The organism is Kluyvera sichuanensis, assembly GCF_014218705.1.
Classification (GTDB): Bacteria; Pseudomonadota; Gammaproteobacteria; order Enterobacterales; family Enterobacteriaceae; genus Kluyvera; species Kluyvera sichuanensis.
On record NZ_JABBJF010000003.1, the window covers coordinates 154753 to 178663 of the forward strand.

Sequence of the window (23911 nt, forward strand, 5' to 3'; positions counted from 1 at the left end):
ATAGCCGCCTATTGCCTTACGGGCAATGAAAACCTCACCTTCAGTTGGCCGTTAAGCGCAGCCGTAAACTGTCCGGGTAGGGCGAAAAATAGCGCTGCGTCAGCAGGTAATCATCCGGGTGCTCGGCGAGGTAGTGTTTCAGCAGCGTCAGCGGCGCGAGGATTGGCAGGTGCCCGGCGTGGTAGTTGACGATAACGTCGCGAAGCTCTGCCCGCTGGCGATCGTTGAGCTGTTTGCGGAAATAACCCTGAATGTGCATCAGCACGTTGGTGTGATTTTTACGTGAGGCGGGGTGGCGCAGAATCGCCATCAGCTTATCGCGATAGGCAACAAAAAAGGCATCCAGATCCTGCCACTCATGCAGATGAGCAATAAAAGGACCAATCTCGCGGTAGCCCGGCTGGTTGTGGGCCAGCAGATGCAGCTTATAGCGGCTGTGAAATGCCAGCAGGGCCTGACGGGTTAATCCCTCTTCCCGCAGCGCGTTCAACTCGTGCAGCGCAAATATCCGCGCCACGAAGTTCTCCCGCAGTACCGGGTCGTGCAACCGGCCGTCCTCTTCCACCGGCAGCCACGGATAGCGCGCCTGTAGCGCCGCGGTAAACAGGCCAACGCCTTCCTTCGCACCCCGGTTGCCACGTTCATCGTACAGCCTTACCCGCTCCATTCCGCAACTGGGGGATTTTGCGCAGACGATAAACCCGGAGAATTGCGCGGCACCCGGCAGTACACCCTCGGCAAACCGGTGCATTTTATCGGTGAGGTCGCAATCCAGGTCCTGACTCATGCGCACGCGGGTATCGCCATCTGCGGTCTTCACCAACCGCAGCGCCGGGCGTGGAGTGGGCAGGCCGATGCCCATTTCCGGGCAGACGGGTTTGAAAGTTACCCATTCGGCAAGCTCATCCATAATAAACCCCATCCGCTTATGCCCGCCGTCAAAGCGAACGGCAGCACCGGTCAGGCAGCCGCTGATGCCGAGTATCGGTTTGTCGTTCATATTATTGTCCTGTTTGTGGTGGGCCATAGCTCAAGCATAGGTTCTCCCGCTTCCGGCCGCGTGGCTTTTTATCCTCTACACTTAACCGAGGATCGTAAAGAGAGGAAACTGCATGAAGCTATGGCCCGTAGTCACCGGAGTGGCGTTGTCGCTCGCGCTGGTGGCCTGCCGTTCACCCACTCCGCCAAAAGGGGTGACGCCGATTCGCCATTTCGATGCCAGCCGCTATCTGGGGAAATGGTATGAAATTGCCCGTCTGGATAACCGTTTTGAGCGCGGTCTGGAGCAGGTGACCGCTCACTACGGTAAGCGTAAGGACGGTGGCATTAGCGTGTTGAACCGTGGATTTGACCCAATGAGAGGCGAGTGGAAAGAGAGCGAAGGGAAAGCATACTTCACCGGCGAGCCGAGCGTTGCCGCACTGAAGGTGTCGTTCTTTGGCCCCTTCTACGGCGGCTATAACGTCATCGCGCTGGATGATGACTACCAGTACGCGCTGGTCAGCGGGCCGAACCGCGACTATCTGTGGATTTTATCGCGCACGCCAACGCTGCCGCCACAGGTACAGCAAAACTACCTGACCATCGCCCGTGGGCTCGGGTTCCCGGTCGACAGTTTGCTGTGGGTGAAGCAGACGCGCGGCTAGCGCAGTTCGTTAGCCCGGCGATAGCGGCCTTCGTAGTCGAACACTTTTTCGCGCACCTGCCAGTAGACGCCTTTCTTACGGGCGACGACAAAATCCGGCGCGCGTAGCAGCGCCTGCTGGGCGATGATATCGGCAGACGTTATCCAGCGCAGCGGCACGCCGGGCGTGCGGGTGTGCGGGCGGATAAACAGCTGCTCGAACGCCGTTTTCTGCGCGGGGGTGTGCAGACGGAAGCGCTCACTGACATCCGCACCGTCCTCGTCGTAATAGGTTATCTTAAGCCAGCCGCCTTTCTCATCCATGCCGTCCTGTAACACCATGCCGCTACAGCGCAGCACCAGCGCGTCTTTCAGCTTGAGCGCGGCTTTCAGCATGTCGTCTGGGTCGACCAGCACCGTGTCGCATTCCCGACAGCGGCGGGCGGCAATGTCGTTTTCGGCGTTGCATTGCGGGCAGTTTTTAAAGCGGAAGCGGTAGTCGCACTGCTCGCGATGACCTTCATCATCCTCCAGCCAGCCCTGACAGCGGCGGCCAAAATGCTCAATAATGGTGCCGTCGGCGGTGGTTTTTCCCCAGAAGGTGTTGGCAAAGCCGCAGCCGGGGCAGAAAACCTGCACCGGCACGTTATCGCTCTTGCCCTTGGGTGAACCCACTTCCGGCGTGTAGAGGTCGTGCGGGTTACCGGCGTAATCGAGGATCAGACAGTCCGTTTTCCCCGGCGCCAGACGCAGGCCACGGCCCACAATTTGCTGATACAGGCTGATGGACTCGGTAGGGCGCAGAATCGCAATCAGGTCAACGTGCGGGGCGTCAAAACCGGTAGTCAGTACGGCGACGTTAACCAGATAGCGGAACTGCTGATTTTTAAAGGCTTCAATCAGCTCGTCGCGCTGCGGGCCGGGGGTTTCGCCGGTGATCAGCGCCGCGTCATTGGCGGGCAGCAGCCCGGTAATTTCGCGAGCGTGCTCGACGGTGGCGGCAAAAATCATCACCCCTTTGCGCGTCTGCGCAAACTCCTCAATCTGGCTGATGATATGTGGCGTAATGCGCTGCTGCTGTTTCAGCTCACGGTTGAGGTCAGACTCGCTGAACAGCCCGTTGCTGTTGGCCTGAAGGCGGCTGAAATCGTACTGCACCACGGGCATATCCAGCCGCTCCGGCGGCGTCAGATAGCCGTGCTTGATCATATAGCGCAGCGGCAACTCATAGATGCAGTCACGGAACAGCGCTTTCTCGTCGCCGCGCACCATGCCGTGGTAGTGGAACTGATAAATCCAGCCTTTGCCCAGACGGAACGGCGTGGCCGTGAGGCCCAGCAGCCGAATGTGAGGATTCACTTTCCCCAGATGGGTGAGAATCTGCTGGTACTGACTATCATCATCGTCGCTGATGCGGTGGCACTCATCGACGATCAGCAGGGAAAACTCACCCTGGAAGTGGTCGAGATTACGCGCCACCGACTGCACGCTGCCGAACACCACTTTGCCGTGGCTCTCTTTACGCTTCAGCCCGGCCGCATAAATATCGGCCTCCAGCCCCAGCGCGCAGTATTTCGCGTGGTTCTGCGCCACCAACTCTTTGACGTGAGCCAGCACCAGCACGCGGCCGCGCGCCAGCCGCGCCAGCTCGGCGATCACCAGGCTTTTCCCGGCGCCGGTGGGCAACACGATAACTGCAGGTTGAGTGTGGCGGCGGAAGTAGGCCAGGGTGGCGTCAACCGCTTCCTGTTGATAGGGGCGAAGTGTAAAAGTCATTGGCGTGATGATTGTCCTTAACAGCCAAATAGTATGCCATGAATCTTTTCACTTGAGTGGGATAACAAGCCCGTTATACTTACGGATTGTTATACTCGCTGTCTCACCCGTTGCCGGTGGCATTTTCCCGCTCTGCGGCAGGCATCGAGTCGATTACCCCATTTTTCGGACCTTTCGTCCGGCACCCGGCACTATTACAGGCTAAAAATACTTCATGCGACTTGATAAGTTTATCGCTCAGCAACTCGGCGTCAGCCGTGCTATTGCCGGGCGTTTGATCCGCGGTCAACACGTGACCGTTGATGACGAAGTGGTGCGCGATACCGCGTTTAAACTGCTACCAGAACACGACGTAGCCTACGAAGGCAACCCGCTGACCCAGCAGAATGGCCCGCGCTATTTCATGCTGAATAAGCCGCAGGGCTACGTGTGCTCCACGGAAGACCCGGATCACCCAACGGTGCTCTATTTCCTCGATGTCCCGGTGGCGCACAAGCTACATGCCGCGGGTCGTTTAGACATTGATACCACCGGTCTGGTGCTGATGACCGATGACGGTCAGTGGTCCCATCGCATCACCTCGCCGCGCCATCATTGCGAGAAAACCTACCTGGTGACGCTGGAAAATCCGGTCAGCGATGACACCGCCGCGCAGTTCGCCAAAGGCGTTCAGCTGCACAATGAGAAAGATCTTACCAAGCCAGCGGTGCTGGAAGTGATTACGCCGACCGAAGTGCGTCTGACCATCAGTGAAGGTCGTTATCACCAGGTGAAACGCATGTTTGCCGCAGTGGGTAACCACGTTGTCGGTCTGCATCGCGAACGTATCGGTGAGATTGCACTCGATCCAGACTTAGCGCCGGGCGAATACCGTCCGTTAACAGAAGCAGAAATCGCCAGCGTTGGCGCACCGTAGCGCTAACCAACAACCGAGGTAAATTGTGACGTCCAGGCCGCGCTCGTCGTTAAAAATTGTGTTTATTCTTGGCCTTCTGGCCATGTTAATGCCGTTATCGATCGACATGTACCTTCCGGCGCTGCCGGTCATTTCGCAACAATTTGGCGTGCCGGCAGGCAGCGCACAGATGACCCTGAGCACCTATATTCTGGGCTTTGCGCTGGGTCAGCTGCTGTACGGGCCGATGGCGGACAGCCTCGGGCGTAAGCCAGTCATTCTGGGCGGTACGCTTATCTTTGCCGCGGCGGCGGTGGCCTGTGCGCTGGCACCGACCATCGACTACCTGATCGTCACCCGCTTTTTCCACGGGCTAGCGGCCGCGGCGGCAAGCGTCGTGATCAACGCCCTGATGCGCGATATCTACCCGAAAGAAGAGTTCTCGCGCATGATGTCGTTTGTCATGCTGGTGACGACTATTGCCCCGCTGGTGGCGCCGATGGTGGGTGGTGCGGTGCTGGTCTGGTTTAGTTGGCATGCTATCTTCTGGATCCTGGCGGTTGCCGCATTGCTAGCCTCGGCGGCGATCTGGTTCTTTATTGACGAAACGCTGTCAGCCGATAAACGGCAGCCGTTCCGCTTGAGCACCACGCTCGGCAACTTTGCGTCGTTGTTCCGCCACAAGCGCGTGCTGTCGTACATGTTGGCGAGCGGCTTTAGCTTTGCGGCGATGTTCTCGTTCTTAAGCGCCGGGCCGTTTGTCTATATCGAGCTTAACCATGTGTCGCCGCAGCACTTCGGCTACTACTTCGCGCTGAACATTGTGTTCCTCTTTGTCATGACCACCATTAACAGCCGCTTTGTTCGCCGGGTTGGGGCGCTGTGGATGTTCCGCGCCGGGCTGACAATCCAGTTCGTTATGGCAATCTGGATGGTGGTTTGCGCGCTGCTGGATGTTGGTTTCTGGTCGCTGGTGCTGGGCATTGCGGTGTTTGTCGGCTGCGTGTCGATGGTCTCCTCGAACGCCATGGCGGTGATCCTCGATGAGTTTCCGCATATGGCGGGTACGGCGTCATCGCTGGCGGGGACGTTCCGCTTTGGGATTGGGGCCATTATCGGCGCGCTGCTGTCGATGGCGACCTTCACCACCGCCTGGCCAATGCTGATTTCCATCGCCCTGTGCGCGACCTGCTCGATCCTCTTCTATCTCTACGCCAGTCGACCCCGCAAAACTACGCACTAATAAGCCTTTAGAGGGGCGAAATACGCCCCTTTGTTGATACATATCAACTGAAATCGCATTCCTGATAGGGTGTAATGTTTCTTTTATGTAAAATCCATTAATGTAAAAAGTCACATTGTTGTAGATAAAAAGGTTGCGTTAGATCACAGATACGGGTACATATAGCGCGAAAACGCATCATTACACCGAACTATGTCGTAAGAAGAATGTTGAATGCTGGCGTTTTTTTTCTGGATGCAGGACGATTTGTCAACAATGTGTTAATATGGATGTGAAATAATTGTGAAGCACTGTCGCTTCCGGGGAAAAGAACGTAATGACATTACAGCTATCAATCGTACATCGACTGCCGCAGGACTATCGTTGGTCTGCGGGTTTTGCAGGTTCGAAAGTTGAACCGATTCCGCAAAACGGCGCATCCGGCGAAAATGCGCTGGTGGCCCTCAAACTGCTGAGCCCGGACGGCGATAGCGCCTGGCCGGTGATGCATTCCCTGAGCCAGGCGTTAACCGATATCTCCGTCGACTGCTCGGTGCTCGAGTGCGAAGGGGAGCCGTGCCTGTTCGTGAAACGTCAGGATGAGTTTGCGGCAACCTGCCGCCTGAAAAATTTCGGCGTGGCAATTGCCGAACCGTTCTCCGGCAACAACCCGTTTTAACCGTCAGCTCAGCGCAATGAGCTGACGCGTATATTCCTGCTGCGGTGCTGAAAATACGCGCCGACACTCTCCCTGTTCGACGACTTCTCCCTGACGCAGCACCATCACCTGATGGCACAGCGAACGAACGACGTGCAGATCGTGGCTGATGAAGATGTAGGTCAGCTGATGCTTTTCCTGTAACGCTTTAAGCAGCGCCAGAATTTGCGCCTGAACGGTGCGATCGAGCGAGGACGTGGGTTCGTCCAGCACGATAAGCTCCGGCTGCAGGATCAGCGCCCGCGCGATGGCGATACGCTGTCGCTGGCCGCCGGAAAACTCAGACGGATAGCGCTGCCGGGTCTCCGGCTCCAGGCCCACCTCCTGCATGGCTGCCATCACCCGCTGCTCGCGTTCTGCTGCGGTGAGGGCAGGGTGATGAACCCGTAGACCTTCTTCAATAATCTGTAGCGCGGTGAGCCGTGGATTGAGCGACGAGTTAGGGTCCTGAAACACCACCTGAATCCGACGACGCAGCGGCAGCATCTGCTGACGGTTACGCCCCTGAATAGCCTCCCCGGCAAAACGAATATCGCCCTGCGAGGCGATTAAACGTAGCAGCGCCAACCCGGTGGTGCTCTTACCTGAACCGGACTCACCGACCAGCCCCAGCGTCTCCCCTTTGCGCAGCGTAAAGCTCAGGTTGTTGACCACCGTGTTGTGACTAACCACACGGCGCAGGATACCTTTGCGAATCGGGAAGGCCACGCTGAGCTTGTTGACTTCCAGCAGCGGGGTAGCCTCCGGCGGTAAAGGCACCGGATCGCCCGCTGGTTCGCTGTCCAGCAGCTTACGGGTGTACGGATGCTGCGGCGCGGCAAAAAGCGCGCTAGCGCTGTTCTGCTCAACGCAGTGGCCATGTTGCATTACCGCCACGCGGTCAGCCAGTTTGCGTACAATGCTCAGATTATGGGTGATGAACAGCAGCCCCATATTCAGCTCGGTGCGCAACTCTCTGAGTAGCTGAAGGATTTGCGCCTGCACCGAAACGTCCAGTGCGGTCGTTGGTTCATCGGCAATCAATAATTCCGGGCGCGTCAGCAGAGCCATGGCGATCATCACGCGCTGGCGCTCACCGCCGGAAAGCTGGTGGGGAAAATCGCTCAACCGTTTTGCGGCGTTGCGAATGCCGACCCGGTCAAGGCAGTCGAGGATCTCGCCGCGCGCCGCCTCTTTGCGCATGCCCCGGTGCAGCGACAGCACTTCATAAAGCTGCTTTTCCAGATTGTGCAGCGGGTTCAGTGACACCATCGGTTCCTGAAAAATCATCGCAATGCGGTTGCCGCGCACCCCGCGCAGCGTCTGCGGGCTGGCGTGCAGTAGTGACTCCCCGGCAAAGCGGATATCGCCCGTTGGGTAACTGACCGGTGGCTCTGGCAGCAGGCGCAGAATCGACAGCGCCGAGACGCTTTTCCCCGAGCCGGATTCCCCGACCAGCGCCAGCGTTTCTCCGGCGGCGAGCGTCAGTGAGAGCTGTTCAACCACGGTGGTGGTTATGCCCTGCTGGCGGAAGGCGATGGAGAGGTTATCGATCTCCAGAAGTGGTTGCTGCATCTTATACCGCCTTAGAAGGATCGAAGGCGTCGCGCACCGCCTCGCCGATGAAGATCAGCAGCGAGAGCAGTACGGCAACGCAGAGAAAAGCGGCGATCCCAAGCCAGGGGGCCTGCAGGTTATTTTTGCCCTGAAGCAGCAGTTCACCGAGCGACGGTGAACCGAGCGGCAGGCCAAAGCCAAGAAAGTCGAGCGAGGTCAGCGTAGTGATGGAGCTGCACAGGATAAACGGAATAAAGGTCAGGGTGGCGACCATCGCATTGGGCAGCATATGTCGCAGGATAATGCTGCGATCCCCGACGCCCAGCGCCTGCGCGGCGCGAATATAATCATAGTTGCGGGTCCGCAGGAATTCGGCGCGCACCACGCCGACCAGCGACATCCAGCCGAACAGCACGGTAATCGCCAGCAGCCACCAGAAGTTTGGCTGCACGACGCTTGAGAGCAGGATAATCAAAAACAGCGTCGGCATACCCGACCACACTTCGATAAAACGCTGCCCCCATAGGTCAATACGCCCGCCGTAGTAGCCCTGTACGGCGCCGACAATCACCCCCATCACGCTGGAGCAGACCGTCAGAATCAGGCCGAACAGCAGTGAGATGCGCGTACCGTAGAGAATACGCGCCAGCACATCACGGCCGTTAGCATCGGTGCCCAGCCAGTTTTGCCGCGACGGCGGGGCTGGGAAGGGGATATCGGTGCTGAAGTTAATGCTGCTGGCGCCGAAGCGTATGGGCGTCCACAGCACCCAGCCATTTTTCTCCAGCCGCTGCTGCAGCCACGGATCCTGATAATCGGCGGCGGTGGCGAACTCTCCGCCGAAGGTTTTTTCGCTGTAGTTTTTCACCACCGGGACGTACAGGCTGCCCTGATAGCTGACCAGCAGCGGGCGATCGTTGGCGATAAGCTCAGCGCCCAGGCTACAGACAAAGATAACCAGAAAGATCCACAGCGACCAGTAGCCGCGTCGGTTGTGGCAAAAACGCGCCCAGCGGGCCTGGTTGACGGCGTTTAGGGTCATGATTAGCGGCCCTCAAAATCAATGCGTGGGTCCACCAGCGTGTAGCTGATGTCGCTGACGATGTTCATCAGCAGCCCTATCAGGGTGAAAATATAGAGCGTGCCGAACATCACCGGATAATCGCGGGAGACGGTCGCTTCGTAGCCCAGCAGCCCCAGTCCGTTCAGGGAGAACATCACCTCGATCAGCAGCGAGCCGGTGAAGAACATGCTGATAAAGGTGGCGGGGAAGCCAGCAATAACCAGCAGCATGGCGTTACGGAAGATATGCTTCCAGAGGATCTGCTTTTCGCCGACCCCTTTTGCCCGCGCGGTGACCACGTACTGTTTGCGAATTTCGTCGAGAAATGAGTTTTTCGTCAGCATGGTGAGTGCGGCAAAGCCGCCGATCACCGTTGCCAGCACCGGCAGGGTAATGTGCCAAAGGTAGTCGGTGATTTTCTGGTACCACGGCAGGGTGTCAAAGTTCGCTGAGACCAGCCCGCGCAGCGGGAAGATGTCGTAATAGCTGCCGCCGGCGAAGAAGACGATCAGTACGATGGCGAAGAGAAACGCCGGAATAGCGTAGCCGATAATAATGCCGGTGCTGCTCCAGATATCAAAGCGGCTGCCGTTGTACACCGCCTTACGAATGCCCAGCGGAATAGAGACCAGATAGATAATCAGCGTGCTCCAGAGCCCGAGCGAGATGGAGACCGGCAGGCTCTCTTTCATCAGTTGCATAACCGAGGCGTTGCGGAACAGGCTGTTGCCGAAATCAAAGCGCAGATAGTCGCCGAGCATCTTGAAGTAGCGTTCGTGCAGCGGTTTGTCGAAGCCGTAGCGATGGGTTATCTCGGCGATAACCTCTGGGTCAAGGCCGCGTCCGCCGCGGTACTGACTTTCCGCGATATTGCCAACGCCCGCCCGCGCCTGGCTACGTTCCAGCCCGCCGCCACCGCCGGGTAGCCCGCCCTGATGGCCGAACTCTACCGCCGCAATCGCCTGGTCAACCGGGCCGCCGGGCGCTATCTGTACGATAAAAAAGTTGAGCGTGATGATTGCCCATAGGGTCGGGATAATCAGCAGCAGTCGGCGAATCAGATAGGCACCCATGTTCTCTCCTTAACGTCGGGAAGCGGGTAAGGTTGCCGCTTTATTCACGTCGTACCACCAGGTGTCGAAGCCCGGCGCATCCGTGCCGGAGGCATAGAGCGGGTGGATGCTGGGATAAGAAAACTTATTCCAGTAGGCGGTTCGACTGCCGGACATATACCACATCGGCAGCATGTAATAGTTCCAGGTCAGTACCCGGTCGAGGGCGCGCCCGAGCGGCAGCAGCTTCTGCTTATTGCCCTGCCAGCGGATGATTTGGTTGATCAGGTTATCAATCGCCGGGCTTGCCACCCCAGGCGAGTTGTAGGAGGAGTTGATGTATTCCGATGACCAGGAGATTTGCAGATCTGAACTAGGCCACGGCATCGCCCGCCACAGGCGCGGCATCATGTCGTAGTCGCGCTTACGCATCCGGTTGGTGATTTGCGAGATATCGACCTGGCGGATATCCATTGTCACACCCAGACGCTGTAGATTGCGCTGGAAGGGCATCACCCACTGATCGTTGCCGCCGGAGGGCAGCAGCAGTTCAAAGCGCAGCGGCTGGCCGGTTTTTGCATTGATGCGCTGCTGGCCTTTCAGCACCCAGCCGGCGTCGGTCAGCAGATTTCCCGCCTTCAGCAGGTTGTTGCGGTCAAAGCCGTGCCCGTCTGACGCGGCGGGCTGGTAGATGGAGGTGAACACTTCCGGTGGTAGCTCACTCTTGAGCGGAGCCAGCAGCGTTAGCTCGTCGGCATTCGGGTAGCCACGCGCGGCGTATTCGGTATTCTGGAAATAGCTGTCGGCACGACTGTAGGCGTTGTAAAACAGGGCTTTGTTCATCCATTCGAAATCAAATGCCATGCTGACTGCCTGACGCACGCGGCGGTCGTTGAATACCGGGCGCTGGATATTAAAAGCCAGCCAGCGGGTATCCTGCGCGGCGTTGTTCTTCTGTTCATCCTTAACGATGTAACCGCTGGCAAAGTTTTTGCCGATATAGCGCGTCGCCCAGTTTTTAGCGCTGCTCTCGGTGCGCACGTCATAGGCACCGGCCTTGAAAGCCTCAAACGCGACGTTGTCATCGAGGTAGTAGTCATAGCGGATGGTGTCGAAGTTCCAGCGGCCACGGTTTACCGGCAGGTCGGCGCCCCAGTAATCTTTCTCGCGCTGATAGACGATATATTGCCCCATCTTCCAGTCGCTGATGCGGTAAGGGCCGCTTGCCAGCGGCGGCGTGCTGAGCGGTTCACTGAGGTTATGATCTTTCCAGAACTTTTCCGGCAGAATCGGCAGGGTAAACAGGCTCAGCATATCTTCCTTGCCCGGTTTCGCCAGCTCAATGCGTACCGTCAGTGGGGCGATAGCCTTGACGGTAGTGCCTTTGTAGACCAACCGGAACTGCGGCACGCCTTCGGTCATAAATTTGTTAAAGGTGAAGGCGACGTCACGCGCGGTAATAGGGCTGCCGTCGTGGAAGCGGGCGCGCGGGTTGATGGTCAACTCCACCCAGGAATAGTCATCGGCGTAGCGCGCCCGGTCGGCGACCAGCGGATAGTAGCTGCCCGGCTCGTCGTCGGAGGTGGTGAACAGCGCGTCGTACAGCGAGTCGGTGCGCACCGCGGCGTTTCCGCGCAGCGCAAAGCGGTTGAAGTTATCAAAGGTGCCGAGTGCGGCTAGCGTGACGTTGCCGCCTTTCGGGGCGGCAGGATTGACGTAATCAAAGTGGTTGAAGTCGACGGCGTATTTAGGTTCACCGATCACCGCAAACGCGTAGCTCTCTTTAATGGTCTGCGCCTGCAGGGACAGGCTGAACAGCATCAGCAGGGTCAAACAGACACGCGCTACGATCACGATAGGGCTACCCCGCATTGAAAAGTATTGATTGAAAACGTCTTTTATCCCTGAATCTTAAATGACCTTGCTTAACTTGTGAAATACTTTGCTGGCTTACGATATTCCACAATCAGCTGCTGCAGCGTGAGCGGGCGGCTTATCAGATAGCCCTGAAGATAGTCGACGCCGTGATCGCGAAGCCAGCTTGCTTGCTCCTCCGTTTCCACCCCTTCGGCAACCGTCACCAGGTTCAGGCGATGCGTCAGGGTCAGTACCGCATCCAGCACCGGTGAGGTGATGGTCTCCCGACCGATAGCGTTGACAAAACCGCGGTCGATTTTCAGATAGTCGAGGGTGAAGCGTTCAAGGTAGATAAGCGCGCTGTGCCCGGTGCCAAAATCATCGATAGCCACTTCAATGCCTTCACCGCGCAGCCAGGTAAACAGGCTCATGGCCTTCTCCTGGTGCAGCATGTCTCGTTCGGTTATCTCCAGCACCAGCTGGAAGTAGTTTTGCGGTAGGCTGGCCGCCAGGTTGCGGATATCCTGCTGGAAGCTCTCGGCATGCAGGTGACCGGGCGCAATATTGATGCCGAGCTTGGCGCCCGGCGGCAGAAGATCTTTTAGCACCGGCGCATCGCGGGCGATCAGCTCAAACAGATGGTGGGTGAGGGGGACGATGAGATCCTGCGCTTCGGCATAGCTGATAAACGCATCCGGGGGAATATTCCCGGCGGTTGGGTGCGACCAGCGCATCAGCGCCTCTGCGCCGGTAATCTGGCGATTCTTCGCATCCACAACCGGCTGATAGACCACGTAGAACTGACGGTGTTTGATGGCAGAGAGGATCTCTTTTCCTGGACGCGAGCGAATGGCCAGAATATAGAGGCACAGCAGGCCGCCGATCAGGCCACAGGTGAGCCCAAGCAGGATGGAATAGAGCGAGTTATCGCTGCTGAGCGCGTTGCTGTAGAGATAGACCTCCAGCGGCACGTCGTTGATCTTCACGTGGCGAACGGCGGTATCGGTGATGTCGTCGACCGCAAGGGGTTTGCTGCTAAAGGTAGAGATGGCCGTCTTACCGTTAACCACCAGCGCGACGCCGTTATACGGGGTCTGCTTTGACGAGTAGAGCACCCAGGGCATCAGGTTGGCGTTAATCGAGGCGAAAACGCCACGGTTCTCCAGCAGCGGGCTTTTTACCCACAGCACAAAGGCTGGGGTGGTTGGCATCATCGGCGTACCGGGGACGATCCCCATCACGTGCGTTTTGCTGAGATCGAGATCTGGCACCAGATCCTTAAGCCCCAGCGACATCTCCCCGGTAGCCGATGAACAGTAGGCTATCTGATCTTTCACCAGCAAAAATGCTCGCACGTTCATGCTGAACGCAGCGCGTTCGGTGAGTTCCGACGACACGGCATGGCATGGATCCATGGTCAGCGGCTGCAGGGAATCCATCGTCACCAGGATCTGCCTGAAATAGTTATTTAAGTAGTTTTGCAGGCTGGAGATAGTGTTATCAAACTGGACCGAGCGGCGGTGATGGAAAATAGAATACTGTGCCAGCCCGGCCGCGAGCGCAATCAGCAGGCCAGCGACAATACTGGTGAGGACGATTCGACGGTTAATTGATGAGTGGCGAGTGAACATGCAACTTCTCTATGCTACGGAACTCTAAAGAAAAGAATAATGATGAAGCATAAAAAAAGCACTGCCGGAGCAGTGCTTTTTTTATGCTTACCGTCAGCCAAGGGAAACTGACGGTAAACGACATTACGAACGACTCAGGACGCGGCGTGCTTCGTTGTAACGTTTATTCCAGTACGGTTCATTCATGCTGGAAATCGTCACACCACTGCTGGTGGAAGCATGAACAAACTGGTTGTTGCCGATGTAGATGCCAACATGGCGACCGGTAGAGCCGGCGCGGAACAACACTAAATCACCGGTTCGAAGCTGATTGCGTTTAACGGATTTGCCCGTTTCCTGCTGCTCCCAGGTGGAGCGCGGCAGCTCTAAACCAAACTGTTCGCGGAAGGTACGCTGCACAAAGCTGGAGCAGTCGATACCGCGCTTGGTGTCGCCGCCCAGACGGTAACGGACACCTTTCCATCCTGCGTATTGATCCATCAGACGGGACTTCACGTCGAGGTTACGCACCATGGTTTCAAATTCATCCTGAGAGGCTTGCAGTGACGAGGCATCTTCGGTGCCCACTGCATGCGTCTCAGAATGCATGTTCTTAGCGGTGTTGCTGGTGTTACTACAGGCAGAAAGCAGAACCGCAACTGCTACTGCTGGAATCGCTCGCAAGATATATCTCAAAATCGGCTGAGATTTGACCATTTTCGTTGTTTTCCCTTGAAGTCCTTAACGATGGAGTCGTTATAAAAAATGCCAAACGCGTCTGAGACTAAATACACGCAATCAATGAGACAATTCTTTGAATTCATTTTTGTGGCTTAGCGCACAAAGTTTTATTTACGAACCAAATAATTGCTCTTTGAAACGACAAACGCGAATGAGATTACCTTAACGAAAGCGGCATTGCGAGCGCTTTTGCCCGATTTTTTATAAGAAATCGTGATACACAAAGTTAAAAATTGTGAATGGCCAAAATTGCGTCGCTGGTGAATGAAAAATGGGCAACTCATTCATTATCAAAATGAATGTTGTGACGGGAAGATGACAATAACGCGGTGGGATAAAAAAAAGAAAAAGAGGGTGAATACCCTCTTTCTGGAATATCAGATGAATTGGTTATTTATTGCGCCGATTTCGCTTTGGATAAATGGGGCAAATTTCGTTCAAATAGACCGATCACATTATCGCTTAATGGCGTCATCAGCACCCACGGTACGCCAATCAGCACTGCGGTTAACGAACCGACGGCAATATCGGTAAACCAGTGTGCGCCGATCATCACGCGCGGGAAGGCGAAAACCACAAAAATAATCAGTGAAATAATGAACGCTTTCTGACCGAAATAGCGCCACATGAAGGTGGCGAATATCAGCAGCATCATTCCGTGGTCACCGGGGAAGCTGTCCCGCGAGCCGTCTTTGGTCGAGAAGTCGATAAAGTCGCTGACGCGGTGTACGCCCGGCACGGAGAGCGACGGGCTGCTACGGGTGACCGGCATCAGGTGCTGCGCCAGCTGGTTAATGATGACCGCCGACAGCAGCATCACCAGCCCCATCACCACGATTCGGCGACGGCCCTGGGTGGATTCTTTAAGCCAGAAACTCAGCATCAGACAGCCCATTGCCAACAGCGAACAGCCGTCAAAGGCGCGATTATTAATAATGGCTAAGAACCAGGCGTAGCCCAAATTATCTGCGGTCAAACCCCGGTTAAAGAAGTGAAAAATGCCAAGGTCGGCCGCGGACCAGAATCCGTGATTTGCCGGCAGGAACCAGGAGAGAAACAACACCACGCCGGCGGCGTTGAGTAAAATAATCAGGGGATAACGTGTACGCATCTTAGTATTCATAGCAATTAGTCTCGGCGGAAACCTTAGCGGTTTCAACCTAAACGAAGTTTCAACAGCGCCGTTTGTAACGAATTCCAGTCGGTTTGCGTGTCGTTTATCAGCTCAATACGGCTATCTGGTGGCGCAACGTTCTGCGTTTCAATATGCAGATCGGCGCCCTGGCGATTAATACGCACCAGCCCTTCAGGAATACGCATCACCGCCTTCAGACGAGTCACCGGAGAGAGACGCGCCCACTCCAGCAGGCCGATGGTGTCAAACACGGTTTCGGCGTCAAAAATCCAGCCGCAGGCGTAATAGCCCTGGCCCTCGTTGACGCTTCTGCGCCAACGCTGGTGCTCCGGCAGGTTTAACGCCGCGAGGCCTTTGTTTGACGGATGTGAGTGCGAGTGCGCCGCACTGGCCTTGAGCGGCGCCGTGTTGCTGCGTGGCGTATCCAGCAGGGCATTATCGATGCTGCCTTGAGTGGCTTCTACCAGTTGGCGTTCAGCGCCGTGCTGCTGCCACCAGGCGGCCAGCGCCTGCTGGCTTTCGACGGTAGCGCGGTCCGTTTTGTTGCTGACGATAATGTCTGCCGCCGCGAGCTGGTCGCGGAAGTTTTCATTGTTGGCGACCTTGTCGTCCAGCAACTGGCGAGGATCGATCACGCACAGCGTGGCGCGCAGGTCGATCCACGGCTCGTAAACCGGGGCGGTAAGCAGGTCGAGGATCTGCTTGGGATGACCGAGGCCAGTAGGCTCAATCAGCAGACGATCCGGTTTACCCTGGCGCAGCAGCGTATTCAGGCCGACCTGCATCGGCAGGCCGTTAACGCAGCACATGCAGCCGCCGGGGATCTCTTTGAGCAACGCGCCGCTGTCGGCCAACAGGGCGCCGTCGATGCCGACTTCGCCAAACTCATTGACCAGCACGGCCCATTTTTCGTCGGCAGGTTTATTGGCCAGCAGGTGCAGAATTGAGGTGGTTTTCCCGCTGCCGAGAAAGCCGGTGATCAGATTGGTTTTAGTCACGAAAACTCCGCAGAGGACATAGTGATAGTGTTATCTGGATCACTTTATCCTGGCGAAGCGACGTCGAAAAGAGAAGTGTTAAGGCGGGCTAATCTAATATTAACCCGCGAAATAGCAGAAAATGTTAACTATTGAGCGCGGTCAGCACCGCCTGGCGTGCGCCTTGTTGCACCAGATGCTGCCACGCCTGCTCGATAGCCTGAACAAACTGCGGGTTGGCTGGCAGGTCGCTGCCGAAAATTTCCTGCAGCGTGAGCAGCGCAGCAACCCGCTTCTCGTCGCTACTGTTCGCCACGATGCCGCGAATTTTCTCCGCCAGCGGGTCACGAACATCAATCGGCTGCCCGGCATCGTCCACGCCGCTCACGTAGCGCATCCATCCGGCGACGGCCAGCGCCAGCAGCGGCCAGCGGCTACCGTTCTGGAGATGAATACGAATGCCGTCCAGCAGACGCTGCGGCAGCTTCTGGCTGCCGTCCATGGCGATTTGCCAGGTACGGTGCTGGAGCGCCGGGTTACTGAAGCGGTCGATCAGGCTATCGGCATACGCGCCGAGGTTTACATCGGTAATGCGCAGCGTGGGTGCCTGCTCGGCCATCATCAGATGACGTGCCGCCCGGCGGTAAGATTCATCCTGCATGCAGTCGCTGATGTGCGCATAGCCCGCAAGATAGCCGAGATAGGCAAGGAACGAGTGGCTGCCGTTAAGCATACGCAGCTTCATCTCTTCCCACGGCAGAACGTCGCTGACCATCTGCGCCCCCACGCTGCCCCAGTCAGGGCGTCCGGCGACGAAATTATCTTCTATAACCCATTGGATAAACGGTTCGCAGCTGATGGCACACGGATCTTCGACACCCAGCTCCAGGGTGATTTCTGCCAGCGACGCTTCGGTTGCGGCTGGGACGATACGGTCAACCATGGTGCCGGGGAAGCTGACGTATTCCGCAATCCAGCTTGCCAGCTCAGGGTCCCGACGAGTTGCCATATCCAGCACCGCATTTTTGACCACATGACCGTTATCAGGAATGTTATCGCAGGAGAGGACGGTGAAGGCCGGGAGACCACGATCGCGACGGCGAGATAGGGCTTCGACCAGAATGCCCGGCGCGGAGTGGGGCTCCGTGGGTGATGCAAGATCGTGAACGATCCGCGGCTGGGTGAAATCGAGATGACCGGTCGCCGGATCGATGCAATAGCCTTTTTCGGTGATCGTCAGCGAGACAATCGCCACCTGCGGCTCACAGAATTTTTCGATAATCGCCGCCAGAGAATCAAGCTTTGCGTTCAGGCACTCGTGGACCGCGCCAATAATAATCGGCTGATTGCCCGCAGCGCTCTTCTCCATCACGGTAAACAGATGATCCTGCTGGCGGAGCTGGCTCATCAGCACGTCGCCGCTAAACAGGCTGATTTCACAAATCCCCCAGTCGCCGCCGTGCTGGTTCAATACCCGGTTGGTTAACAGCGCCTGATGGGCGCGGTGAAAAGCACCAAAACCGAAGTGCACAATCCGCGAACGTAGCTGTTGTCTATCATATTGAGGGCGCTGGACGCTGGTGGGAAGGGCACTTGTGGCGATTGTATTCATTGTTCACACATCCGATTAACGATTAATTAACGTATGCAGTGTAAAGTTATATGACAACAAATTGAATTGGTGTGCCGTATTTATCGCGTTAATGTGAGCTTGATCAATCAATCCCAGCGGATTTATTGACGGTTCTGAATAAACATGTATGGTAGTCGTCATTGAAGGTGATTTTATTGGTATAACAACTTTAGAGGGTGAGGCAATGGAACAAACCTGGCGTTGGTACGGCCCGAACGATCCGGTATCTCTTGATGATGTGCGTCAGGCTGGCGCGACGGGCGTCGTAACGGCATTGCACCACATTCCAAACGGTCAGGTATGGCCGGTTGAAGAAATTAAACAGCGTAAAGCGATGCTGGCTGAAAAAGGTCTGACCTGGTCCGTGGTGGAGAGTATCCCGGTTCACGAAGATATTAAGACTGGCTCCGGTGAGTACAAAACCTGGATTGCCAACTACCAGCAGAGCATCCGCAACCTGGCTGAATGTGGCATTGACACCGTCTGCTACAACTTCATGCCGATCCTTGACTGGACGCGTACCGACCTCGAGTACACTCTGGAAGATGGCTCTAAAGCGCTGCGCTTTGACCAGATCGCTTTTGCGGCGTTTGAGCTGCACATCCTGAAGCGTGAAGGTGCGCAGGCGGATTACACCGCGGAAGAGCAGCGTCAGGCGCAGGAATACTTCAAGGCAATGACCGAAGCGGAAGTCACCAAGCTGACCCGCAACATCATTGCTGGCCTGCCGGGCGCGGAAGAGGGTTACACCCTGGACCAGTTCCGTGCGCGTCTGGCGGAATACGACCACATCAGCAAAGAAAACCTGCGTGAAAATATGGCGGTGTTCCTGCGCGCTATCGTGCCGGTAGCGGAAGAAGTCGGCGTGCGCCTGGCGGTTCACCCGGACGATCCACCGCGTCCAATCCTCGGCCTGCCGCGTATCGTTTCTACCATTGAAGATATGCAGTGGCTGAAAGAGACCGTTGATAGCATCAACAACGGCTTCACCATGTGCACCGGTTCTTACGGCGTGCGTGCAGATAACGATCTGGTGAAAATGATCGAGACCTTCGGCGACCGTATTCACTTCACGCACCTGCGTTCTACCTGCCGTGAAGGAAACCCGAAAACCTTCCACGAAGCAGCACACCTGCAGGGCGATGTGAACATGGTTGCGGTGGTTGATGCGATTCTGACCGAAGAGCAACGTCGTAAGAAAGCGGGCGATCTGCGTCCTATCCCAATGCGTCCTGACCACGGTCACCAGATGCTGGATGACCTGAAGAAGAAAACCAACCCAGGCTATTCTGCGATTGGTCGTCTGAAAGGTCTGGCGGAAGTGCGCGGCGTTGAGCTGGCGCTGAAAATGACCAAGTTCCGCGATCTGCTGTAATTCGTCATTTTCGCAAAATAAAAAAGGGTAGCCATTTGGCTGCCCTTTTTGTTGGCCTATTTCCGTAGCCCGGCGTCGCGTTGCTCGGCCGGGCTACTAAAGACAGTTAGTCCGCGCGGCACATATAGCGTTTTTCTTCGATATGAACGCGAATTTTTTCGCCGGTGGTCAGGTATTCAGGAACCTGCACAACCAGACCGGTAGTCAGGGTTGCTGGCTTGGTACGGGAGCTGGCGGAAGCGCCTTTGATGCCCGGTGCCGTTTCCACGATTTCCAGATCGACCGTCTGCGGCAGTTCCAGCGCCAGAACTCGGCCATCCCACAGCAGAACCTGCATTTCCGGCATACCGCCTTCAGGAATGAACTGCAGCTCTTCAGCAATCTGGTCGTGGGTGAAGATGTACGGGGTGTAATCTTCTTTATCCATAAACACGTATTCGTTGCCATCGATGTAGGAGAAGTCAACGAAGCGGCGGTTCAGGGTCACGGTATCAACCATGTCGTCGCCTTTAAAACGCTCTTCAACCTTCAGGCCGGTGCTGACATCGGAGAAGCGCATTTTGTACAGCGTTGCTGCGCCACGGGCGCTCGGTGACTGAATATCAATATTTTTTACAATCAGCAGCTTGCCGTTGTAATTCAGCACCATACCTTTTTTAATTTCGTTCGCTCTTGGCATTGCAATTATCCTGTGAACTAGGGTGTCAAAAATATCGCGTAAAAGTACTCGTGCCGGGCGTTTCAGGCAAGAGGATTTAAAGGCTTTTGCTATGGCTGCTCAAAAGGTGGTAATGTGCGCGCCACCACCTTATCCACACTACAGAGAACCCGCGATGGAATGTCGTCCGGACTGCGGGGCTTGCTGCACTGCACCTTCAATCTCCAGCCCCATTCCCGGCATGCCCAACGGCAAACCGGCTAACACGCCCTGCGTGCAGCTCGACGAACGCCAGCGGTGTAAAATCTTTGGCTCGCCGCTGCGCCCGAAGGTGTGCGCAGGGTTACAGCCCGCGCCTGAAATGTGCGGCGTCACCCGCGACGCGGCGATGACCTATCTGCTTCACCTCGAAGCGCTGACCGCGCCCTAAACGTCTTTAATCCGCACCAGGCAGCAAAGGGTGCCGACGCACAGCGCCAGCGCAATCCAGAACACGGTGTGGTAGTTCCAGATTTCCGCCACGACGCCCGCCAGCGAACCGGCAATGATCCAGCCGACGCGCGAGGTATTGGCGTACAGCGTGGTGGCTGAGCCGGCTTGCCCCGGCATCAAATCCTGGAAGTACAGCATGCCAATCCCGCCGAGAATCCCGATATACACCGCGTTCAGCAACTGCATGGCCAGCAACAGCGTTGGGCTGCTGAAGGTCAGCATACCTATATAGAAGAATAGCCCAGCCACGGCGGCCAGACGCATCAGGAAGCGCTTACCCAGGCGCTTGGCGAAGTAGCCCGCAATCAGCATCGTCGGGATCTCCAGCCCGGCGGCAGTGCCCATCATCACCCCGGCCAGCTTCTCCGGCAGATGCAGTTCATTAATGATGTACAGCGGCATATTGATGATATAGAGGCTGTTAGTGCCCCACATCAGGGTGCAGATAACAAACAGCAGCAGCGCATCCCGACGGTTGGTGCGCGGTGCCTGAATCGTACCGCTGGCCGCCGCTTTCTCCTTGCGCATGGTTGGCAAAAACAGCCAGACCATCGCGCCGCAGACCACAAACGCCACCGCAGCCGACAGATACATCACCGTAAAGCTAAAGCCCATTGCCAGTGCGTAGGCCAGCGGCGGGCCAATCACCCACGCCAGCGATACCTGAGCACGCATAATCGAGCTGAACATTACCGCCTCGCGGCCGGTTTTATCGGCGTGCTCGCGGGCGAGGGCGAACATTTGCGGGTTGGCCGTGGAGCCAAAGCTGCTGAGGAAGACGCCGACAAACAGCAGAATAAAGTAGTTACGGTTCCAGGCGAACAGCACGCAGGCCAGCACGCCGAGCAGGCAGCAGACCACGATCAGATTTTTACGGTCGCCGCGTTTATCCGAGTAGCCCGCCAGAAATTGGCTGACCAGAATGCCGATAACGGCGCTGCCGGTGAAAAAGAAGCCCACCATCGCCGGGCGAACGTGCACTTCATTACTGAGGAACAGGCTCAGCGTTGGGGTCTGTAGTGCGCCGGCAATACCGGTTAAAAAGGCAACAATCAGAAAGGATGACGAGGTGAAATCAAACGATCGCCGTGGGGCGGCGGCGGTACTGTTTTGCATGTTGTTTTATCGGTCGCTTTAGGAGAGGCGGGGAGTTTACGCCGCGACTCAGAAAATGAACAGTAACCTAAATCAAATTCGGCACGAAAAATTAAAAGGCCATTTCAAAATCTAGCTTACGTCTTGCTGAAGCCGTTGTTGAGTCGCCATCAGCGCGTCAGCAGTTGTGGCGAGAATGCTAATGAAATGTGCTGTAGATCTAATTTATGCAATCAAATTGTCAGCAAAACTTGCAGGCTGATTAAGAAAGGCACAATATTATTGAAACGTTTCAGCGTCGTCTTCAGCACCTCACTCGCTAAGTACGACGATTTTTTCTCACCAAAGCTGAATCGATTCAATTCAGCGCGCGAGGGGAACCATGTTCCAGTTAACTGTTCAGGATATTCATCCCGGCCAGCAGGCCGCGAATAAAGAAGAGGCTATTCGGCAGGTTGCTGCGGCGCTCGTCAGCGCAGGCAACGTTGCTGACGGTTACGTTGCCGGCATGCTGGCGCGTGAGCAACAAACCTCCACTTTCCTTGGCAACGGCATTGTGATTCCGCACGGCACCACCGATACCCGCGATCAGGTGCTGAAAACCGGTGTTCAGGTTTATCAATTCCCGCAGGGCGTCACCTGGGGCGAAGGCCAGACGGCGTACGTCGCTATCGGTATCGCCGCCAGCTCCGATGAGCACCTCGGCCTGCTGCGTCAGCTGACGCATGTGCTGAGCGATGACGCGGTGGCTGAACAGCTGAAAACCGCCACCACCGCGGAAGAGCTGCGTGCGCTGCTGATGGGTGAAAAGCAGAGCGAAGTGCTGAAGCTTGATAACGACACGCTCTCGCTTGACGTGGTTGCCAGTGACCTGGTGACGCTGCAGGCGCTGAACGCCGCACGTCTGAAAGAAGCGGGTGCGGTAGATGCCAACTTTGTGGCGCGCGTGATTAACGAGCAGCCGCTGAACCTGGGCCAGGGTATCTGGCTGAACGACAGCGCGGAAGGCAACCTGCGCAGCGCTATCGCGGTAAGCCGCGCGGCAACGCCATTTACCGTCGGTGACGCTTCTGCTTCGCTGCTGATCTCCGTCGCCATGGCCGATGCTCAGCCGACCGCAGTGCTGAACCGCCTGGTCAATATTCTGCTGGACAACAAAGCTGAACGCCTGCTGAAAGCCGATGCCGCTACGCTGCTGGCGCTGCTGACCAGCGATGAAGCGTTGGCTGAAGACGTGCTGAATGAAGAATTCGTGGTGCGTAACGAACACGGTCTGCACGCCCGTCCGGGCACCGTGCTGGTGAACACCATCAAACAGTTTAACAGTGACATTACCGTCACCAATCTTGACGGCAGCGGCAAACCAGCCAACGGGCGTAGCCTGATGAAGGTTGTCGCGCTGGGTGTTAAAAAAGGTCATCGCCTGCGCTTTACCGCACAGGGTGATGATGCTCGTCAGGCGCTGGACGCTATTGGCGAAGCCATTGCTTCAGGCCTCGGGGAGGGCGCATAAATGAGCAGAAGAGTAGCCACAATTACCTTAAACCCGGCCTATGATTTGGTAGGGTTCACGCCAGAAGTTGAGCGTGGCGAAGTGAACCTGGTGCGTACCACCGGGCTGCACGCGGCGGGTAAAGGCATTAACGTGGCCAAAGTGCTGAAGGACTTAGGCATCGACGTCACCGTAGGTGGTTTCCTGGGGAAAGACAACCAGGATGGTTTTCAGCAGCTGTTCAGCGAACTGGGCATTGCTAACCGTTTCCAGGTCGTCCAGGGCCGTACCCGTATTAACGTCAAGCTGACGGAAAAAGATGGTGAAGTTACCGACTTCAACTTCTCTGGTTTTGAAGTTACCCCGTCTGATTGGGAGCGTTTCGTCAATGATTCCCTGAGCTGGCTGGGTCAGTTCGACATGGTGTGCGTGAGCGGCAGTCTGCCAGCGGGCGTGAGCCCTGAAGCGTTCACCGACTGGATGACGCGTCTGCGTAGCCAGTGTCCGTGCATTATTTTCGACAGCAGCCGTGAAGCGCTGGTTGCCGGGCTGAAAGCCGCGCCGTGGTTGGTGAAGCCAAACCGTCGCGAGCTGGAGATCTGGGCTGGCCGCAAGCTGCCTGAAATGAAAGATGTGATTGAAGCGGCCCACGCGCTGCGCGAGCAGGGTATTGCTCACGTGGTGATTTCGCTGGGTGCAGAAGGCGCGCTTTGGGTTAACGCCTCCGGCGAATGGATTGCCAAGCCGCCGTCAATGGAAGTGGTAAGCACCGTAGGAGCAGGGGATTCAATGGTCGGCGGTCTGATTTACGGCCTGCTGATGCGTGAATCCAGCGAGCATACCCTGCGTCTGGCGACCGCCGTTGCAGCGCTGGCGGTAAGCCAGAGCAACGTCGGAATCACCGACCGTACCCAGTTGGCCGCGATGATGGCGCGCGTCGACCTGAAACCTTTTAACTAA

At 56.6% G+C, this 23911-nt stretch carries 21 protein-coding genes; 8 read left to right on the plus strand and 13 right to left on the minus strand.

What is annotated here, in order from left to right:
• Positions 1-40: 40 nt before the first annotated feature.
• Positions 41-1000 carry a YbgA family protein gene (locus HII27_RS05060; protein ID WP_185666877.1) on the minus strand — a complete coding sequence of 320 codons (960 nt, stop codon included), beginning with the start codon at positions 998-1000 and terminating at the stop codon, positions 41-43.
• A 112-nt stretch (positions 1001-1112) separates the two neighbouring features.
• Between HII27_RS05060 and HII27_RS05065 the strand changes: the two genes are divergently transcribed.
• Positions 1113-1646: a lipocalin family protein gene (locus HII27_RS05065; protein ID WP_185666878.1), complete on the plus strand. Its 534-nt coding sequence runs from the start codon at positions 1113-1115 to the stop codon at positions 1644-1646.
• On the opposite strand, the gene HII27_RS05070 is transcribed toward HII27_RS05065, so the two are convergent.
• Positions 1643-3400 (minus strand): DEAD/DEAH box helicase, encoded by a 1758-nt coding sequence (locus tag HII27_RS05070; protein WP_185666879.1) that lies wholly within the window; start codon positions 3398-3400, stop codon positions 1643-1645. The two genes, HII27_RS05065 and HII27_RS05070, sit on opposite strands and share 4 nt — an antisense overlap.
• A gap of 214 nt (positions 3401-3614) precedes the next feature.
• On the opposite strand from HII27_RS05070, the gene rsuA reads away from it, so the two are divergent.
• The 3 genes from rsuA (at position 3615) to HII27_RS05085 (ending at position 6196) form a co-directional block, all read left to right on the plus strand.
• Positions 3615-4316: a 16S rRNA pseudouridine(516) synthase RsuA gene (gene rsuA, locus HII27_RS05075; protein WP_185666880.1), complete on the plus strand. Its 702-nt coding sequence runs from the start codon at positions 3615-3617 to the stop codon at positions 4314-4316.
• Positions 4317-4341: 25 nt separating this feature from the next.
• Entirely contained in the window at positions 4342-5538 is a 1197-nt protein-coding gene (locus HII27_RS05080; RefSeq protein WP_185666881.1) for a Bcr/CflA family multidrug efflux MFS transporter, read from the plus strand.
• Between the two features lie 316 nt (positions 5539-5854).
• Positions 5855-6196 (plus strand): YejG family protein, encoded by a 342-nt coding sequence (locus HII27_RS05085; protein WP_185666882.1) that lies wholly within the window; start codon positions 5855-5857, stop codon positions 6194-6196.
• Positions 6197-6199: 3 nt separating this feature from the next.
• On the opposite strand, the gene yejF is transcribed toward HII27_RS05085, so the two are convergent.
• From yejF to HII27_RS05130, 9 genes are all read right to left on the minus strand, one after another.
• Positions 6200-7789: a microcin C ABC transporter ATP-binding protein YejF gene (gene yejF / locus HII27_RS05090; protein ID WP_185666883.1), complete on the minus strand. Its 1590-nt coding sequence runs from the start codon at positions 7787-7789 to the stop codon at positions 6200-6202.
• A gap of 1 nt (position 7790) precedes the next feature.
• Entirely contained in the window at positions 7791-8813 is a 1023-nt protein-coding gene (locus tag HII27_RS05095) for a microcin C ABC transporter permease (protein WP_191091994.1), read from the minus strand.
• Between the two features lie 2 nt (positions 8814-8815).
• A complete protein-coding gene (locus HII27_RS05100; protein ID WP_185666884.1) occupies positions 8816-9907 on the minus strand; it encodes a microcin C ABC transporter permease YejB in 1092 nt (363 codons plus the stop codon).
• Positions 9908-9916: 9 nt separating this feature from the next.
• Entirely contained in the window at positions 9917-11707 is a 1791-nt protein-coding gene (locus tag HII27_RS05105; RefSeq protein ID WP_370631772.1) for an extracellular solute-binding protein, read from the minus strand.
• A gap of 104 nt (positions 11708-11811) precedes the next feature.
• Positions 11812-13374 carry a cyclic di-GMP phosphodiesterase gene (locus HII27_RS05110; protein WP_185666885.1) on the minus strand — a complete coding sequence of 521 codons (1563 nt, stop codon included), beginning with the start codon at positions 13372-13374 and terminating at the stop codon, positions 11812-11814.
• A 123-nt stretch (positions 13375-13497) separates the two neighbouring features.
• The gene (mepS, locus tag HII27_RS05115) at positions 13498-14070 is read right to left on the minus strand and encodes a bifunctional murein DD-endopeptidase/murein LD-carboxypeptidase (RefSeq protein ID WP_185666886.1); all 573 of its coding nucleotides are present in this window, start codon (positions 14068-14070) and stop codon (positions 13498-13500) included.
• A gap of 418 nt (positions 14071-14488) precedes the next feature.
• On the minus strand, positions 14489-15205 hold the full coding sequence (locus HII27_RS05120; protein WP_185666887.1) for a phosphatase PAP2 family protein: 717 nt from the start codon (positions 15203-15205) through the stop codon (positions 14489-14491).
• 44 nt (positions 15206-15249) lie between these two features.
• On the minus strand, positions 15250-16227 hold the full coding sequence (locus HII27_RS05125; RefSeq protein ID WP_185666888.1) for a CobW family GTP-binding protein: 978 nt from the start codon (positions 16225-16227) through the stop codon (positions 15250-15252).
• Positions 16228-16351: 124 nt separating this feature from the next.
• Positions 16352-17818, minus strand: a complete 1467-nt coding sequence (locus HII27_RS05130; RefSeq protein ID WP_185666889.1) for a mannitol dehydrogenase family protein — start codon at positions 17816-17818, stop codon at positions 16352-16354.
• Positions 17819-18023: 205 nt separating this feature from the next.
• Here HII27_RS05130 and uxuA point away from each other — a divergent pair, with 205 nt between their 5' ends.
• Complete coding sequence (uxuA, locus tag HII27_RS05135) at positions 18024-19214, plus strand: mannonate dehydratase (RefSeq protein ID WP_035893479.1); 1191 nt, start codon at positions 18024-18026, stop codon at positions 19212-19214.
• A 106-nt stretch (positions 19215-19320) separates the two neighbouring features.
• On the opposite strand, the gene yeiP is transcribed toward uxuA, so the two are convergent.
• Positions 19321-19893: an elongation factor P-like protein YeiP gene (gene yeiP / locus HII27_RS05140; RefSeq protein ID WP_185666890.1), complete on the minus strand. Its 573-nt coding sequence runs from the start codon at positions 19891-19893 to the stop codon at positions 19321-19323.
• Positions 19894-20047: 154 nt separating this feature from the next.
• Between yeiP and HII27_RS05145 the strand changes: the two genes are divergently transcribed.
• Positions 20048-20302 (plus strand): YkgJ family cysteine cluster protein, encoded by a 255-nt coding sequence (locus HII27_RS05145; protein WP_185667036.1) that lies wholly within the window; start codon positions 20048-20050, stop codon positions 20300-20302.
• On the opposite strand, the gene setB is transcribed toward HII27_RS05145, so the two are convergent.
• Positions 20299-21480 (minus strand): sugar efflux transporter SetB, encoded by a 1182-nt coding sequence (setB, locus tag HII27_RS05150; RefSeq protein WP_185666891.1) that lies wholly within the window; start codon positions 21478-21480, stop codon positions 20299-20301. The genes HII27_RS05145 and setB overlap by 4 nt on opposite strands.
• Before the next feature lie 361 nt (positions 21481-21841).
• On the opposite strand from setB, the gene fruB reads away from it, so the two are divergent.
• Both fruB and fruK read left to right on the plus strand, forming a co-directional pair.
• Entirely contained in the window at positions 21842-22972 is a 1131-nt protein-coding gene (gene fruB, locus HII27_RS05155) for a fused PTS fructose transporter subunit IIA/HPr protein (protein ID WP_185666892.1), read from the plus strand.
• Positions 22973-23911, plus strand: coding sequence for a 1-phosphofructokinase (gene fruK, locus HII27_RS05160; protein ID WP_185666893.1), 939 nt, complete (start codon positions 22973-22975; stop codon positions 23909-23911). It begins immediately after the preceding gene.